General features: G+C 67.5%; 21 protein-coding genes. 12 read left to right on the top strand and 9 right to left on the bottom strand.

Features of this window, described 5'->3' with window-relative positions; genetic code table 11:
- Positions 1-71: 71 nt before the first annotated feature.
- Positions 72-806 (bottom strand): alpha/beta fold hydrolase, encoded by a 735-nt coding sequence (locus NCO8_RS16330; RefSeq protein ID WP_067640600.1) that lies wholly within the window; start codon positions 804-806, stop codon positions 72-74.
- A gap of 87 nt (positions 807-893) precedes the next feature.
- On the opposite strand from NCO8_RS16330, the gene NCO8_RS16325 reads away from it, so the two are divergent.
- The 4 genes from NCO8_RS16325 to NCO8_RS16310 all read left to right on the top strand — a co-directional run bounded on the left by NCO8_RS16325 (position 894) and on the right by NCO8_RS16310 (position 2877).
- Positions 894-1217 (top strand): antibiotic biosynthesis monooxygenase family protein, encoded by a 324-nt coding sequence (locus NCO8_RS16325; protein ID WP_067495664.1) that lies wholly within the window; start codon positions 894-896, stop codon positions 1215-1217.
- Between the two features lie 209 nt (positions 1218-1426).
- Positions 1427-1627, top strand: coding sequence for a CbtB domain-containing protein (locus tag NCO8_RS16320; RefSeq protein ID WP_067640598.1), 201 nt, complete (start codon positions 1427-1429; stop codon positions 1625-1627).
- Positions 1618-2388 (top strand): CbtA family protein, encoded by a 771-nt coding sequence (locus NCO8_RS16315; protein WP_067640596.1) that lies wholly within the window; start codon positions 1618-1620, stop codon positions 2386-2388. The genes NCO8_RS16320 and NCO8_RS16315 overlap by 10 nt, the downstream gene beginning before the upstream one ends.
- Positions 2389-2424: 36 nt before the next feature.
- Positions 2425-2877 carry a hypothetical protein gene (locus NCO8_RS16310; RefSeq protein ID WP_067495672.1) on the top strand — a complete coding sequence of 151 codons (453 nt, stop codon included), beginning with the start codon at positions 2425-2427 and terminating at the stop codon, positions 2875-2877.
- A gap of 4 nt (positions 2878-2881) precedes the next feature.
- On the opposite strand, the gene NCO8_RS16305 is transcribed toward NCO8_RS16310, so the two are convergent.
- From NCO8_RS16305 to NCO8_RS16290, 4 genes are read right to left on the bottom strand one after another with little or no spacing between them, the layout of a single operon-like run.
- Complete coding sequence (locus NCO8_RS16305) at positions 2882-3319, bottom strand: OsmC family peroxiredoxin (protein WP_067640593.1); 438 nt, start codon at positions 3317-3319, stop codon at positions 2882-2884.
- Positions 3320-3371: 52 nt separating this feature from the next.
- Positions 3372-3818 carry an SRPBCC family protein gene (locus NCO8_RS16300; RefSeq protein WP_067640591.1) on the bottom strand — a complete coding sequence of 149 codons (447 nt, stop codon included), beginning with the start codon at positions 3816-3818 and terminating at the stop codon, positions 3372-3374.
- A gap of 55 nt (positions 3819-3873) precedes the next feature.
- On the bottom strand, positions 3874-4194 hold the full coding sequence (locus NCO8_RS16295) for a DMT family transporter (RefSeq protein WP_067640589.1): 321 nt from the start codon (positions 4192-4194) through the stop codon (positions 3874-3876).
- Complete coding sequence (locus tag NCO8_RS16290) at positions 4191-4844, bottom strand: FMN-dependent NADH-azoreductase (RefSeq protein ID WP_067640587.1); 654 nt, start codon at positions 4842-4844, stop codon at positions 4191-4193. Before NCO8_RS16290 ends, NCO8_RS16295 begins: the two co-directional genes overlap by 4 nt.
- A gap of 103 nt (positions 4845-4947) precedes the next feature.
- Here NCO8_RS16290 and NCO8_RS16285 point away from each other — a divergent pair, with 103 nt between their 5' ends.
- Both NCO8_RS16285 and NCO8_RS16280 read left to right on the top strand, forming a co-directional pair.
- A complete protein-coding gene (locus NCO8_RS16285; protein WP_067640585.1) occupies positions 4948-5544 on the top strand; it encodes a TetR/AcrR family transcriptional regulator in 597 nt (198 codons plus the stop codon).
- 37 nt (positions 5545-5581) lie between these two features.
- Entirely contained in the window at positions 5582-6034 is a 453-nt protein-coding gene (locus NCO8_RS16280) for a DUF4240 domain-containing protein (protein ID WP_067640583.1), read from the top strand.
- A gap of 7 nt (positions 6035-6041) precedes the next feature.
- Here NCO8_RS16280 and NCO8_RS16275 read toward each other — a convergent pair whose 3' ends face one another.
- Both NCO8_RS16275 and NCO8_RS16270 read right to left on the bottom strand, forming a co-directional pair.
- Positions 6042-6902, bottom strand: coding sequence for an ABC transporter permease subunit (locus NCO8_RS16275; protein WP_067640581.1), 861 nt, complete (start codon positions 6900-6902; stop codon positions 6042-6044).
- Positions 6899-7792, bottom strand: coding sequence for an ABC transporter ATP-binding protein (locus NCO8_RS16270; RefSeq protein WP_067640579.1), 894 nt, complete (start codon positions 7790-7792; stop codon positions 6899-6901). The genes NCO8_RS16275 and NCO8_RS16270 overlap by 4 nt, the downstream gene beginning before the upstream one ends.
- Before the next feature lie 146 nt (positions 7793-7938).
- Between NCO8_RS16270 and NCO8_RS16265 the strand changes: the two genes are divergently transcribed.
- Genes NCO8_RS16265 through NCO8_RS16250 form a run of 4 tightly spaced genes read left to right on the top strand, consistent with a single transcriptional unit; the run spans position 7939 to position 10591 of the window.
- Positions 7939-9195, top strand: a complete 1257-nt coding sequence (locus NCO8_RS16265) for a sensor histidine kinase (protein WP_067640577.1) — start codon at positions 7939-7941, stop codon at positions 9193-9195.
- Positions 9192-9872, top strand: a complete 681-nt coding sequence (locus tag NCO8_RS16260; RefSeq protein ID WP_067640575.1) for a response regulator — start codon at positions 9192-9194, stop codon at positions 9870-9872. The genes NCO8_RS16265 and NCO8_RS16260 overlap by 4 nt, the downstream gene beginning before the upstream one ends.
- Before the next feature lie 47 nt (positions 9873-9919).
- Positions 9920-10276: a type II toxin-antitoxin system RelE/ParE family toxin gene (locus NCO8_RS16255; protein WP_067640573.1), complete on the top strand. Its 357-nt coding sequence runs from the start codon at positions 9920-9922 to the stop codon at positions 10274-10276.
- A 3-nt stretch (positions 10277-10279) separates the two neighbouring features.
- Positions 10280-10591, top strand: coding sequence for a helix-turn-helix domain-containing protein (locus NCO8_RS16250; protein WP_067640571.1), 312 nt, complete (start codon positions 10280-10282; stop codon positions 10589-10591).
- Positions 10592-10593: 2 nt separating this feature from the next.
- On the opposite strand, the gene NCO8_RS16245 is transcribed toward NCO8_RS16250, so the two are convergent.
- Positions 10594-11241: a vWA domain-containing protein gene (locus NCO8_RS16245; protein ID WP_084457230.1), complete on the bottom strand. Its 648-nt coding sequence runs from the start codon at positions 11239-11241 to the stop codon at positions 10594-10596.
- A gap of 125 nt (positions 11242-11366) precedes the next feature.
- Here NCO8_RS16245 and NCO8_RS16240 point away from each other — a divergent pair, with 125 nt between their 5' ends.
- Complete coding sequence (locus NCO8_RS16240; protein WP_067640569.1) at positions 11367-11825, top strand: DUF1877 family protein; 459 nt, start codon at positions 11367-11369, stop codon at positions 11823-11825.
- A gap of 15 nt (positions 11826-11840) precedes the next feature.
- On the opposite strand, the gene NCO8_RS16235 is transcribed toward NCO8_RS16240, so the two are convergent.
- Positions 11841-12182 (bottom strand): hypothetical protein, encoded by a 342-nt coding sequence (locus NCO8_RS16235; protein WP_067640566.1) that lies wholly within the window; start codon positions 12180-12182, stop codon positions 11841-11843.
- On the opposite strand from NCO8_RS16235, the gene NCO8_RS31380 reads away from it, so the two are divergent.
- Entirely contained in the window at positions 12169-12372 is a 204-nt protein-coding gene (locus tag NCO8_RS31380; protein ID WP_157104942.1) for a hypothetical protein, read from the top strand. The genes NCO8_RS16235 and NCO8_RS31380 overlap by 14 nt on opposite strands.
- The last annotated feature ends 126 nt before the right edge of the window (positions 12373-12498 follow it).

Raw genomic sequence — 12498 nt, 5'->3', positions numbered from 1 at the left:
CCAGAAACCGTTCGACCAGCCGCGGGCGTGCCGATCGGAACCGTGCCGGAATCGTTCGACAAACCCGACACTCAGAACCGCGCCAGAAACCGTTCGACGTGCGCGCGATATTCCTCGGGCCGCTCATCGTGAATCAGGTGCCCGGCCCCGAGGACTCGCACGTACTCCGCGTCCGGATGCACCTCGGCCATCGTCCGCATCTGCCCCGCCGGGGTGATGGTGTGCTCGCCTTCGACGAGCAAGGCGGGCACGCGCAGCGACTTCCATTCGTCCCAGAAGTCGCGCGTTCCCCATTCCTCGGAGATCGCGCGGAAGGTGTCGACCTCGCCGTGCAGCCGGTAGCCGCCCGACTCGGTGAACGCCCGCAGGAAGTACCGCCCGGCCACCGGCCCGAAATAGTCGAGCACGGCCTGCTCGTCGGGGAAGGGTTGCGGCCAGGAGTGGATGAGTTCGGCCCAGTGCGCGGCGGTACGGCCGGTGAAATCCGGGGCGATGTCCTCGACGACGATCGCGCGGACCCGCTCGGGATGGGTCGCCGCGAACACCCACCCGTGCAGCGCACCCATCGAGTGCCCGATCACGATCATCGGTTCGGTGATCGCCGCCGTGTGCGCGGCCAGGTCGGCGACGAACGCCTCGGTGGTGAGATCCGCAGGCGGAACACGGCCGTGACCTGCGGCATCGAAGGTGTATATATGCCCCGACTCACGCAACCACGGCACCTGATCCGACCAGGTGCGCGCACTTCCCATCAGCCCGTGCAACAGCAGAATCGGCACCCCGACCCCACCTTCGTCGTACAACACCCAGCCGATTGTGCCAGCTCGAGCATCGCTTTCAGCCACCTTGATCTGGACTGACCGGCCTGGCGTCGACCGCCATAGACTGAGCTCATGGCTGTTGTGAAGATCAATGCGATCGAGATTCCCGAGGGCGCGGGCCCGGAGCTGGAGAAGCGGTTCGCCGCGCGTGCCCACGCGGTGGAGAACTCCCCCGGGTTCCTCGGCTTCCAGTTGCTGCGCCCGGTGGCCGGTGACAACCGGTACTTCGTGGTGACGCAGTGGGATTCGGAGGAGTCGTTCGCCGCGTGGCGCGACGGCCCGGCCCGCGCGGCGCACGCCGGTCACGGTGCCGACGGCGAGCGACCCAAGCCGGTGTCGACCGGTGCGTCGCTGCTCGAATTCGAGGTCGTGCTGGACGTGCCCGCGAAGTCCTGATCGGGGCGTTTCCCCTGGATGTATTGACGCGCGCTGGCAGCGGCTGTCACAGTTCGAGGGAAATTACGCGAGGGTGCGCGGTAATCCGGTGAGATTCCGGAGCGGTCGCGCCACTGTATTCCGTGCCGGATTCCGGTGCGGACAGCCAGACATCGGCACCCTCGCCTATCGCTTCGATCGCGGGACGCGCATCCCGGAGGAGGACCCGAATGGCTGTCGCACATTCACCCAGCCGGTCTACCGGCCTCGACACCCTGGCAACCGTGCTGGTCACGGCCGGTGTCGTTCTTCTTGCACTGCTCACGCTGTACCTGGTCGGTTTCGATCAGGGGGCCGTCTCGCGGAGCGGGATGTTCCTGCACGAGCTGATGCACGACGGACGTCACCTGCTCGGTGTCCCGTGCCACTGACCGGATCCTTCAAAACCCTGCTGTTACGTGGTCTGCTGGCCGGTCTGATCGCCGGTCTGCTGGCCGCGACAGTGGGCTATTTCGTCGGCGAACCCCATATCGAGGCGGCGATCGCCATCGAGGAGGCCGGGTCCGGCGGGCATTCGCACGGGGCGGTCGAGGACCAGGCGCACGACGAAGAACCGCTGGTCAGCCGGTCGGGGCAGCAGGCGGGTCAGTTCCTCGCGCTCGCCCTGGCCGGGATGGCGTTCGGAGCGATCTTCGCCGCGGTGGTGAATGTGGCTCGCCGTTTCACCACGCTGAGCGGGCCCCGATTGTCGCTGACCGCAGCGGGTCTCGCGTGGGTGGCGATCGCCGCGGTGCCGTTCTTCAAATACCCGGCCAATCCACCGGCGGTCGGCGACCCGGAAACCATCGATCAGCGCACCTGGCTGTGGGTGGCCGTCGTCGTGCTCGGCCTGCTCGCGGTCGCGGCGGCCGTCGCGGCCTATCGCGCGCTTGCCGGGCAGCTCGACTCGTTCCGGCTCGTTGCCGCGGTAGCCGCGTTCGTGCTGGTCACCACGGTCGGTTACGTGCTGCTGCCGGGCGTGAACGAGGTGTCCGACGATTTCCCGGCGACGCTGCTGTGGCAGTTCCGGGTGGCGTCGCTGGCCGAAACCGCCACCCTGTGGGCTGCTTTGGGACTGGCGTTCGCCGCGCTCACCGAATGGTCAAGCGCGCGTAGCACTCCGGTAGCACGCGAGGTCGCTACCTCGGGGTGATCCTCGTGAGTACCGCGAGAGGGCAGTGTCGGCATCATGACCGACACTGCCTTCTCTGTTTCCGTCGCCCGCCCGGGCGCGGTGCGCGTGGCCTTCGCCGGGCTGGTCACCGCGCTGGCCGCCGGGGTCGCCGAGGGACTGCTGCGTGCCGTGCGCGGTGGGACCGAATTCGGCGCCACCGCAACGGGTCTGCTCCCCCGGCTGGCCATCTACCTGGTGGTGCTCGGGGTCGCGATGCACATGGCCAACGGCAGCCGGGTATCGCGCGCCCTGCTCACCGTCGGTATCGGGATGATCGGGTTGGTCTCGCTCATCATCGAACCGCTGGCGGTGCTGCTGTCCACCGACGACTTCGGCGCCCTGTTCGGTGGGCTCGCGCCCGATTCGGCTGTCCTCGTCGCCTGCCGGGCGGTGCACATCCTCGCGGTGGTGATCGCGATTCCGGCGATGTACACCCCGGCGGCGCACCGCTGGTTCACCCAGCGGTGAGTGTTCAGATGAGTTCGGCGTCCAGTTCCACCTCGGCGACACCGGCGAGCGCCTTGCTCACCGGGCAGCCGTTCTTGGCCGCGGTCGCCGCGGTGTAGAAGCCCTCGGCGTCGATCCCCGAGGCGACGGCGCGCACGGTCAGCTTGATCTTGCTGATCCGGAAACCGCCCGCCGGGTCGGGGCCGAGGGTCACGTCGGCGGTGACGTCGAGGCTCTCCGGCGTGCCGCCGACGTTGGCGATCTCGGCCGAGAGCGCCATCGAGTAGCACGACGAATGCGCGGCCGCGACGAGCTCTTCGGGGCTGGTGCCCTCGGCGTTGTCGGCCGCGCGGCGGGGGAAGGTCACGTCGTACTTGCCGACGCCGGAGCTGACCAGCTCGACCTGCCCGGAGCCGTCCTGCAGCCCGCCTGCCCAGAGTGTGCGTGCGCTACGAGTCGCCATCACGTTCCTTTCGTTAGCCGGAGTGTGTGTTCGATACCGAACCTACGTGAGCTCAGACCGGGATACTCGTCACTTCGTCGAGGCGTTCCAGCTTCTCCGGCCACACCTGCTGATGCAGGTCACGGATGGCGGCGGTGGGGAAACCGGAGTGCCGCAGCCGCAACCTGATGCCGCGTGGTTGTTTCAGGAACTCGGCGGCGACCACGGTCTCCACCCCTTCGGTCGCGGCGGTGACCCAGGTGAACTCGATGCGGCGGTTCGCTTCGAGCGTGAGGATGCGGCCGTAGTGCGGGTTGCGTTTCTCGTCCGAGCCGGTGTCGAAATAGAGGGGCTCGTTCACGGCGGGTCGCATCAGCACCGATCCGGGGACGGCCAGCCACAGGTCGAGGCCTTGGGTCCAAGCCGCGTACAGCAGGCTCGGCTGGGCCTTCATGACTCGCTCGACGGTGAGCTCGTGGGGCCGAGTGGACAGGTCCGGGGGGCGAACTGGCTGGTCCATCAGCCGACCCTACCGGTCAACTGCCCACCGAGCCCGCATCGGGTGTGCCGCAGCGTCACTCGGGGTTGGTGACGCGCGCGAGCACGATGCCACCGAGAATCAGCGTCAGGGCGAAGACCCGGCCCGCGCTGAGCGGGTCCTTGTGCACGAGCACGCCGAGACCGATCGCCCCGAGTGCGCCGATCCCGGTGAACACCGCGTACGCCGTGCCGACCGGAAGGGTCTGCATGGCGCGCGAGAGCAGGTAGACCGCCAGCGAGCCGAGCGCGATGCACAGCAGGGTCGGGCCGAGTCTGGTGAAGTTCTCGGTGGGTTTGATGGTCTGCGACCAGGCGATTTCGACCAGGCCGGCCACGCCGAGCAGTACCCAGTTCATCGCGTGTAATCCTTTGCGAGCAGGCGCACTTCGGCGATGGCGGTGTCGAGCGAGGCCTCGTGCTCGGTACGCAGGTGGGCGAGGTTGGGGTCCGAGACCGCGTTGGCCAGTTCGGCATTGACGAAAACGGTGTCGGTGACGGCGTAATGGCCCGCGAAGAAGTCGCGCAGGTAGCGCTCCTGATAGTCGAAGGCGGCCTTCGGCGCGCCGGGCGAGTAGGCGCCGCCGCGTGCGGAGACGACGACGAAGCGCCTGTGGCCCAGCGACATACGCGGGAAGGTCACCTGATCGAGCCAGGCCTTGAGTGTGGCGGGGATCGAGTAGTTGTACATCGGGGTGCCGATGAGGATCACGTCGGCGGCAAGCAACTGCGCGAGCAGGGGTTCGACGGTGCGCCACGCGGCGCGGGCGGCGGGGGTGACGGCGAGGTCCGGCAGGCGATCGAGGTCCGTGCTGCCCGCCGCGAGGACGGCATCGCACAGCTCGGTCCAGCCCTCGTCGATGAACGGTGCGGGGTCGGTGGCGAGGTCGCGGTAGGTGTAGTCGCCCTCGGGGGCTGCCGCACGCCAGGCCCGCACGAATTCCGCGCCGAGCGTGCGGCTGAGGGAATTGGTCCTGGCGCTGGCGTCGAGGTGCAGCAGGTGGGTCATGGTCCAACCTTTCGATAACCGGACGTTGTGTCCGCTTACGCCAACGGTAGAACACAAGTGGACATCTTGTCCACATTTACGTTTCTCGGTTAGAGTCGATCCCATGGAGCCTCGATCCGACCTGCTCACCGGCACGGCACCACCACCCGAACGCACCGACGCCGCCCGCAACCGCGCCAAAGTGCTCGCCGCGGCGGCCGACCTCTTCGCCACCCGCGACCCGCGCACCGTCACCATGGACGACATCGCCAAGGCCGCGGGCGTCGGCCGGGGCACCCTCTACCGCCGCTACCCCGACCGCAACGCCATCGCCGTCGCCCTGCTCGACGAACACGAACGCGCCATCCAGGAACAGCTCCTCCGCGGCGAACCCCCACTCGGCCCCGGCGCTCCCCCCGCCGAGCGGCTCGCCGCGTTCTATGCCGCCATGATCGAATTGCTCAGCGCCCATGCCCATCTGGTACTCGGCGCCGAGACCGGCGGGGCCCGCTTCGCCACCGGTGCCTACGGTTTCTGGGCGCTGCACGTCCGGGCCCTGCTCGTCGAAGCCGGTATCCCCCAGCCTGATTCGCTGATCGATACCGTCCTGGCCCCCGTGGCGGCCGAGGTCTACCTTCAGCAGCGCGAACGCGGCCTGTCCCCGGAGCAGATCACCGCAGGTCTGTCGGTCCTCGCTCACCGGCTGCTCGGCGCCGGGTAGGCGCGATGTGTCGGTGGCTACGGCTACCGTCGCGCGGGTGAGGACACTTCCTACCGACGCCGAAATCGACCGGTTCTGGGCCATGATCGAATCCGCCTGGGGTGCCTGCGGCGAGCCACGAACCGAGGAGCGACTCGACGAGTTCCTCGCCGAATTACGTGTGCTCAGTGCTGGTTTCACCAGCGAGGAGCTCACCGCGCTGGACCGCGTGGTCGAGCGCGCGCTCTACGACATCGACCGTGCCGATATCCACGCGGTGGTCGGTGGCTCCGACGACGGGTTCCTTTATCGCCGCGGCTTCATCGTCGCGCTGGGTCACGAGTACTACCGCGCGGCTGTGGCCGATCCGGGGGCCGTGCGATCCCACGGCGAATGTGGGCAGATGGGCTATTTCTTCGCCCACCTGCACAACGACCGGTTCGGGACCTTCCCCGACCGGAATTCGGGAATCTCCAGGGAGACGGCGTCGAATCCGGCCGGGTGGTCGTGAATCGGGGTCAGGTGAGGTCGCGGCGGGCGGTGAGCCAGATGGTTCCCGTCGCGAAGATCGTCACGTAGGCCGCGAGGACGGCGAGGGAATCGCCGCGGGTCAGGATGTCGAGGACACCCGGTGTAGCCGGGCCGTCCACCGTGCGCATCGCCCCTGCCAGTGAACCCGCGGCGGTGCCGGGGAGGAGGTCGGTGACCGCTTCGATGGGGCCGAATATCCCCGAGACCCCGCGCAGCAGGTTCTCGACGACGAGAACCCAGATCAGGCCGAGCCCGACAGCGAGAGCGGGGCCGCGGGCCACGGCGCCGATGAAGGCGCCTGCTGCGGTCCACATACTCAGAATGGCTGTGCCGGTAAGGATTCCGAGAAGGGATCGGTCGAGTGCCGGCAGCGTGACCGGCTGACCTTCCGTCACCGCGATGAGCGATGCGACACCGAGGTCGACGACGAACGCGGCACACACCAGGACTACCACTGTCACCAGCAGACTCAGCAGCAGCCCACCGACCGCATCGACCCGGCCCGGCCCCTGGGTGAACACGGTCTTCCACGTCCCCCAGCCGTACCCACTGCCCACCGCCAGCGCACCGAGAACAAGCATCAGCGCACCGCCGAACATGGCCATACCCTGGGTGAATATTTCGGGCACGGCGGCCGGCACGAGCTGGCCGAGCAGCACGTCGCGCGGCAAGCCGTCGGCCATGGAACCGCTCTCCCCGGAGCGGTAGGCCAGGTAGTTGAGCAGGTAGGCGAAGGTCAGATTCAGCAGGATCCATGTGCCGAGCACGATCCAGAAGGCGGGCCAGCGCCGAAGACGCAGACCCTCCGCCCTGATACTGGCCGTGAGATCTCTTGTGGTGCTGGTCATTTCGCGACCTCCGTCAGCTCGAAGAAGACTTCTTCCAGGGATTTCTCATCGACGCGCAGTTCGAGCAGGTCCGCACCCGCCTGCACGACAGCTCGCGCCACAGCAGGCGCCATCGCGGCCGTGGTCTCTATCCGGATGCCCTCGGCGCTCGCCCGCACCGGCGCGTCGGACAGCGTTCGGACCGCCTCGACGGCTACGTCCGCCGGTTCGGCGCGGACGAGCAGCGATGCGGTGCCGCGCAATTCGGCGACCGTCGATTCGGCGAGCAGACGTCCACCGGAGATCACCCCGACCCGGTGGCAGATTTCCTGCACCTCGGCGAGCTGGTGACTCGACAGCAGCACGGTGTGGCCGTCTGCCGCGAGATCGACGATGAGCGAACGCATTTCGGCCAGTCCGGCCGGGTCGAGACCGTTGGTCGGCTCGTCGAGGACGAGCAGATCGGGATCGCCGAGCAGGGCCGCGCCGACACCGAGGCGCTGCTTCATGCCGAGGGAATAGGTGCGGAAGCGGTCGTCGGCGCGGGTGGTGAGGTCGACGCGGGCCAGCGCCTGAGTGACCTCGCGGTCGCCGAGTCCGCGATAGCGGGCGAGAACGCGCAGGTTGTCGCGACCCGACAGGTACGGGTAGAAACCCGGGCCCTCGATCAGCACCCCGACCCGGCGCAGCACCTCCGGGTCGCCGGGGGCGCTGCCGTGGACCGTCGCGGTGCCCGCGCTCGGCCGGACGAGGCCGGTCAGCATGCGCAGGGTCGTCGTCTTGCCCGCGCCGTTGGGGCCGAGGAAACCGTAGATCTCCCCGGTCCTGACCCGCATACTCACCGCGTCGACCGCGAGGTGTTCGCCATAGCGTTTGGTCAGCCCGGTGGTGACCACGATTGATTCGTTCATGCGAAAGACGATCCGCGCCGAAGGGGTGCCCGCACATCCGTCGCGCGGCTCGATCGGACCTACGTCGCGCGATGTACGCGGGGCCGCGGGAAAAATACGCGCGTAGGCCGACGCTTCTGCCCGGGTGACGCAATAGGGTTGCGTGGGTGGGAGCGAAGTGGGAGCGTGACGCGGCCGTCCGGGACTGGGGGCTGGCGGTGGTGGTCGCGATAGTGCAGCTGGCAGGCAGTTCCGGGGCGAACGCGCAGCAGACCGGGGTGCGTTCGCTCGACGCGTTCGCGTACCTGTTGCTGCTGGCCGGGCCGATCGCGCTCGGCTTCCGTCGGTTGCTCCCCGAGCCGGTGCTGGTGGTGGCCCTGCTCGCCGCCGTGTCCTACGTGCTGCGCGACTACGGGTACGGGCCGATCTTCCTTTCCCTCATCATCGCGTTCCTCACGGCTGCAGTACACGGATCACGCTGGCGCACTTACCCGTTGGTCGTCGTGGGCTATCTGACGATGGTGTGGCCGCTGCCCGCCCTGCTCGGCCGCGATGTCGACGCCTGGCAGGTTTTCGGCCTGCTGGCCTGGCTGGGTGTGCTGGTTGGGATCGCCGAGGGAATCCGTCAGCGGCGCACGGTGGTGCTCGCGCGCCGGGAGCGGGCCGAGGCGGCGCAACGCGACGAACAGGCACAGCAGGCGCGGGCCGCGTCGGAGGAACGGCTCGCCATCGCCCGCGAGTTGCATGATGTACTGGCACACAGCCTTTCGCTGATCAATGTGCAGTCCTCGGTGGCGCTGGAACTGTTCGACCGCAAACCACAGCAGGCCGCCGCCGCGCTGGCCACGATCAAGACCACCTCAAAAGAAGCACTGACCGAGGTGCACACACTGCTGCACGCGATCCGCAGCGGCGCACCCGTCGCCCCCGAGTACCCCGAAACCTCTGCGGCCGAGCCGGTCCCGGCACCCGCTCCGCGCGCACCTGCACCGACGCTCGACGACCTCGACACCCTGTTGCAACGAACCAGGGCGACCGGTCTGCCCGTCGATACCAAGGTCATCGGCACCCCCAAGAAGCTGCCGAGCGTGATCGACGTGGCCGCCGCCAGGATCATCCAGGAATCGCTGACCAATGTGGTGCGCCACGCGCCGGGGTCCACGGCGATGATCACCCTGCGCTACACGCCCGAAACGGTCGACATCACCGTCGACAACACCCGCCCCACTGAGGCCGCGGTGCGCAGCGGGATCGGCGGAAACGGGATCATCGGCATGCGGGAACGGGCCCATGCGCTCGGTGGCGCGCTCACCGCCGGACCTCGGCCCTCCGGTGGGTTCCGGGTGGCGGCCCGGTTGCCCGCGCGACCGGCGGGTGCCGAGGTGGTCGCGAACGGGGACAAGGCATCAGGGACACAGGGATGAGTGCGCCCGATCCACGGCCGGTTCGGTTGCTCGTAGCCGACGATCAGGCCCTCGTACGCGGTGGATTCGTCGCGCTGCTCGATGCCCAGGACGACATCGAGGTGGTCGGCGAGGCCGAGAACGGCGAACAAGCCGTGCGGATGACGCGCGCCCTGACTCCCGACGTGGTGCTGATGGACATCCGCATGCCCGTCCTCGACGGGCTGGCCGCCACCCGCATGATCGCCGACGACGCGCGGCTCGCCGACGTGCGCGTCGTCGTGCTCACCACCTTCGAAATCGACGAATACGTCTTCGAGGCGATCCGCGCCGGTGCCGCGGGTTTCCTGGTGAAACACACCGAACCCGCCGACCTGCTCCGCGCCGTCCGGGTCGTCGCCGCGGGCGACGCCCTCCTTTCCCCCAGCGTCACCCGCCGCCTGCTCACCGAATTCGCCACCCACGCCAAACAACCACCCCCACCCGCCTTCGCCGATCTCACCGACCGCGAACGCGAGGTCCTCACCCTGGTAGCCGAGGGCCTCACCAACGCCGAAATCGCCGCCCGCCTCTACCTCAGCCCCGCCACCGCCCGCACCCACGTGAGCCGCATCCTCACCAAACTCGCCGCCCGCGACCGCACCCAACTAGTAGTCCTCGCCTACGAATCCGGCCTCGTCCGCCCCGGCTGGCAGTAGACCTACACTGCTGGATTATAGGATTCATCCTATATAAGATGAATCCTATGCACCTGTACCTGGTGGAACTCGAGCCTGAGGTTGCCCAGTGGCTCCGCTCACTGACTACCCGCGAGTTCGCCCAGGTAGACGTGTATGTGGGCATGCTTGCCGAGCGGGCGACCACATTGGGTGAACCCTGGTCGCGCAACCTCGGGGGCGGGGTACGCGAACTTCGCTTCCACCTCCATCCCCGGGAAATGCGCATCACTTACTGGCTCGCTCCGGGTCGTCGCATCGTGCTGCTGACAGTTTTCCGCAAGACTCGTATGCGGGAGACCGATGAGGTCGCACGAGCCAAGGCCTTGCGCAAAGTGTGTGAATCGGAACACGGCTTTGCCCACACAGATTTCGACAGGAGGTAACCCATGACCGAGCACCCTTCCATGGACGATATGCGCCGCGAGCGATTGACCGGTCCCGGCTTCGACGCACGTGAGTACCAGGCCGGACGGGCGGAGGCGATCCTGGCGATCGAGCTGGCCGAAGCCATCCGAGAACGACGCATCGAGCTCGGGCTGACGCAGACGCAGCTGGCTGAACGTGCCGGGCTGCGGCAGCCTGAAGTCTCACGCCTGGAATCCGGTGGAGGGACACCCACAATCGGCATGCTCGAACGGCTGGCACATGCGCTCGAGGTGCGGTTTGTCGCTCGATTCGAGAAAGTCGACGCGGCGTAAGGTCAGGTGTCCTTGCCCGCTCGGCGGCGTTCGTCCTCGGAGAAGTGGGCGCGACGGGCCATTCCGGCGGGGGCGGCCTGGGCTCGGACCGAGTAGGCCGAGAGGGCGTCGAAGGCGCCGCGGACGCCGCCTGCGACGGGGGCGTAGGTGATGGAGGAGCCGGGGTCGAAGCCGAGGTTGGAGCCTACTTCGACGGCGTCCATGTTGGCGCCGAGGAAGACGAAGGTCCAGTTGTAGACCTCCTGCTGCTGGGTGATGAGGGATTTGACCGCCGCGTGCGTCCATTCGCGGCTGGAGTTCTCGTGGCCGTCGGTGAGGACGACGACGATCACCGTGCCGGGCCGCTCGTGCTCGGGGCGGGCCGCGAGTTCCTCGCCGACGCTGGTGACGAGTTTGCCGACGGCGTCGTACAGCGCGGTCCCACCACGCGGCAGCAGATTCGGCGCGGGCACCTGATCCAGCGGCACATTCGAATAGACCACCTCGTAGGCGGTGTCGAACTGCGCCAAGGTCACCTCGATCCGCTTCGGCACCTCCCGCTGCTGCTCAAAATACGCGGCCAACCCACCTTCGGTATCGGCCTTGATCGTCTGCATCGAACCGGACCGGTCGAGCAGAACAGCGATGAGCGTGCGATCGGAATCAGTCATGTGCGTGAACACCCCCGTGTCGTATGGACTGGCCCAACCCACGGTACGCCGCGAATTCACCTCCCGGAGACCATGAAAAGCGGCCCGAAAGGTATCTCCAAGTTCGCATTCCTACCTTCGCCCCCATGGGCCCAGTTCTCGCATTCCACCGAATTTCCGACGCCGACGCCGCCCGCATCACCGCCGATGCCGAAGCCGCCCTCGACCTGATCGACCACCTCGACCGCCCCGGCGAACCGACCGGCGACATCGACAAGGCCTGGGACGGCCTGCGGTACCTACTCGAGGCCGCGAACATCGACCTCGACCTCTTCGGCGACCTCGACCCCTGGGCCGGCGACGGCGCAACCAAGATATGGACAGCCGCCGAGATCACCACCGCCGCCCACACCCTCACAGCCACGCCCTACAGCGCCCTCGACCGACATTTCGACCCGGCAGCCATGGACGCCGACGACGTCTACCCCGAAATCTGGGACACCGATTTCTGCCGAGAATTCCTCCGCGAAAACTACGAAGCCCTCCGCACATTCTTCATCTTCGCCGCCGAACAGAATTCCCAAGCCGTTGCGCTATTCCAATGATGCCCCCGCCGGCGGTCAGTAGATCGCACTCCAATAGGCCTCGACTGTAAGGCCGACGATATAGCGGGGGTTCTGCGGGTCGTCGGTCACCGTTACCACCTTCTTGGACAGGTCGAGCTTCATACCGTCGTCGTTGCGGTATTGCTGGCTGTTGGCGGTATAGGTGAAAAAGCTCGCCTCGAACGGCTGGGTTCGCAGGGTCGGCGCCGCGGCGCGCAGGATTCGGGATGCGTCGCCGCGCTCGCACACCGCGAACTTCTCCTCGGAGCCTTTCAGCGCACCGATCAACAACACCGGCCGCTCACCGTCACCGCACCGCGCCCCCGGATCGAGCCACCCCTGCTTGTCGGCCGCCATCGGCAATACCCCATCGACAACCGGCGCTTTCGACGACGGCACCGGAGCCGAAAGCACCGGCGTCGCCGTTTCGGAAGCATCCGCGCCACAACCGGACACCACGACGCTGACAGCGATCAATCCGACGTTGCGCGCATTTACCCACCTGAACACATCGGCAAACCTACGCCATCACGACGAAAAGCCTTAGAAATCAACCGGATTCAGCCAGTCGACCCAGTCGCCGAGGATCCGATCTCGCGAGCCCGCGAAAGGAGATGGCAAGACAACTCCAAGCCGTCGTTCCCAACTTCGCAATGGGTTCACTGGGATCACA

The sequence above is a fragment of the Nocardia coubleae NBRC 108252 genome (genome assembly GCF_001612805.1).
Classification (GTDB): domain Bacteria; phylum Actinomycetota; class Actinomycetes; order Mycobacteriales; family Mycobacteriaceae; genus Nocardia; species Nocardia coubleae.
This window is presented reverse-complemented; position numbering and strand designations above follow the sequence as displayed.

What these genes read in the sequence shown, in the direction of transcription:
- NCO8_RS16290 (WP_067640587.1), bottom strand. Translation starts at nt 4,844, where the DNA reads ATGACCCACCTGCTGCACCTCGACGCCAGCGCCAGGACCAATTCCCTC.
- NCO8_RS16295 (WP_067640589.1), bottom strand. Translation starts at nt 4,194, where the DNA reads ATGAACTGGGTACTGCTCGGCGTGGCCGGCCTGGTCGAAATCGCCTGG.
- NCO8_RS16245 (WP_084457230.1), bottom strand. Translation starts at nt 11,241, where the DNA reads ATGACTGATTCCGATCGCACGCTCATCGCTGTTCTGCTCGACCGGTCC.
- NCO8_RS16275 (WP_067640581.1), bottom strand. Translation starts at nt 6,902, where the DNA reads ATGACCAGCACCACAAGAGATCTCACGGCCAGTATCAGGGCGGAGGGT.
- NCO8_RS16285 (WP_067640585.1), top strand. Translation starts at nt 4,948, where the DNA reads ATGGAGCCTCGATCCGACCTGCTCACCGGCACGGCACCACCACCCGAA.
- NCO8_RS16320 (WP_067640598.1), top strand. Translation starts at nt 1,427, where the DNA reads ATGGCTGTCGCACATTCACCCAGCCGGTCTACCGGCCTCGACACCCTG.
- NCO8_RS16310 (WP_067495672.1), top strand. Translation starts at nt 2,425, where the DNA reads ATGACCGACACTGCCTTCTCTGTTTCCGTCGCCCGCCCGGGCGCGGTG.
- NCO8_RS16260 (WP_067640575.1), top strand. Translation starts at nt 9,192, where the DNA reads ATGAGTGCGCCCGATCCACGGCCGGTTCGGTTGCTCGTAGCCGACGAT.
- NCO8_RS16300 (WP_067640591.1), bottom strand. Translation starts at nt 3,818, where the DNA reads ATGGACCAGCCAGTTCGCCCCCCGGACCTGTCCACTCGGCCCCACGAG.
- NCO8_RS16305 (WP_067640593.1), bottom strand. Translation starts at nt 3,319, where the DNA reads ATGGCGACTCGTAGCGCACGCACACTCTGGGCAGGCGGGCTGCAGGAC.
- NCO8_RS16255 (WP_067640573.1), top strand. Translation starts at nt 9,920, where the DNA reads ATGCACCTGTACCTGGTGGAACTCGAGCCTGAGGTTGCCCAGTGGCTC.
- NCO8_RS16235 (WP_067640566.1), bottom strand. Translation starts at nt 12,182, where the DNA reads ATGGCGGCCGACAAGCAGGGGTGGCTCGATCCGGGGGCGCGGTGCGGT.
- NCO8_RS16250 (WP_067640571.1), top strand. Translation starts at nt 10,280, where the DNA reads ATGACCGAGCACCCTTCCATGGACGATATGCGCCGCGAGCGATTGACC.
- NCO8_RS16240 (WP_067640569.1), top strand. Translation starts at nt 11,367, where the DNA reads ATGGGCCCAGTTCTCGCATTCCACCGAATTTCCGACGCCGACGCCGCC.
- NCO8_RS16325 (WP_067495664.1), top strand. Translation starts at nt 894, where the DNA reads ATGGCTGTTGTGAAGATCAATGCGATCGAGATTCCCGAGGGCGCGGGC.
- NCO8_RS16270 (WP_067640579.1), bottom strand. Translation starts at nt 7,792, where the DNA reads ATGAACGAATCAATCGTGGTCACCACCGGGCTGACCAAACGCTATGGC.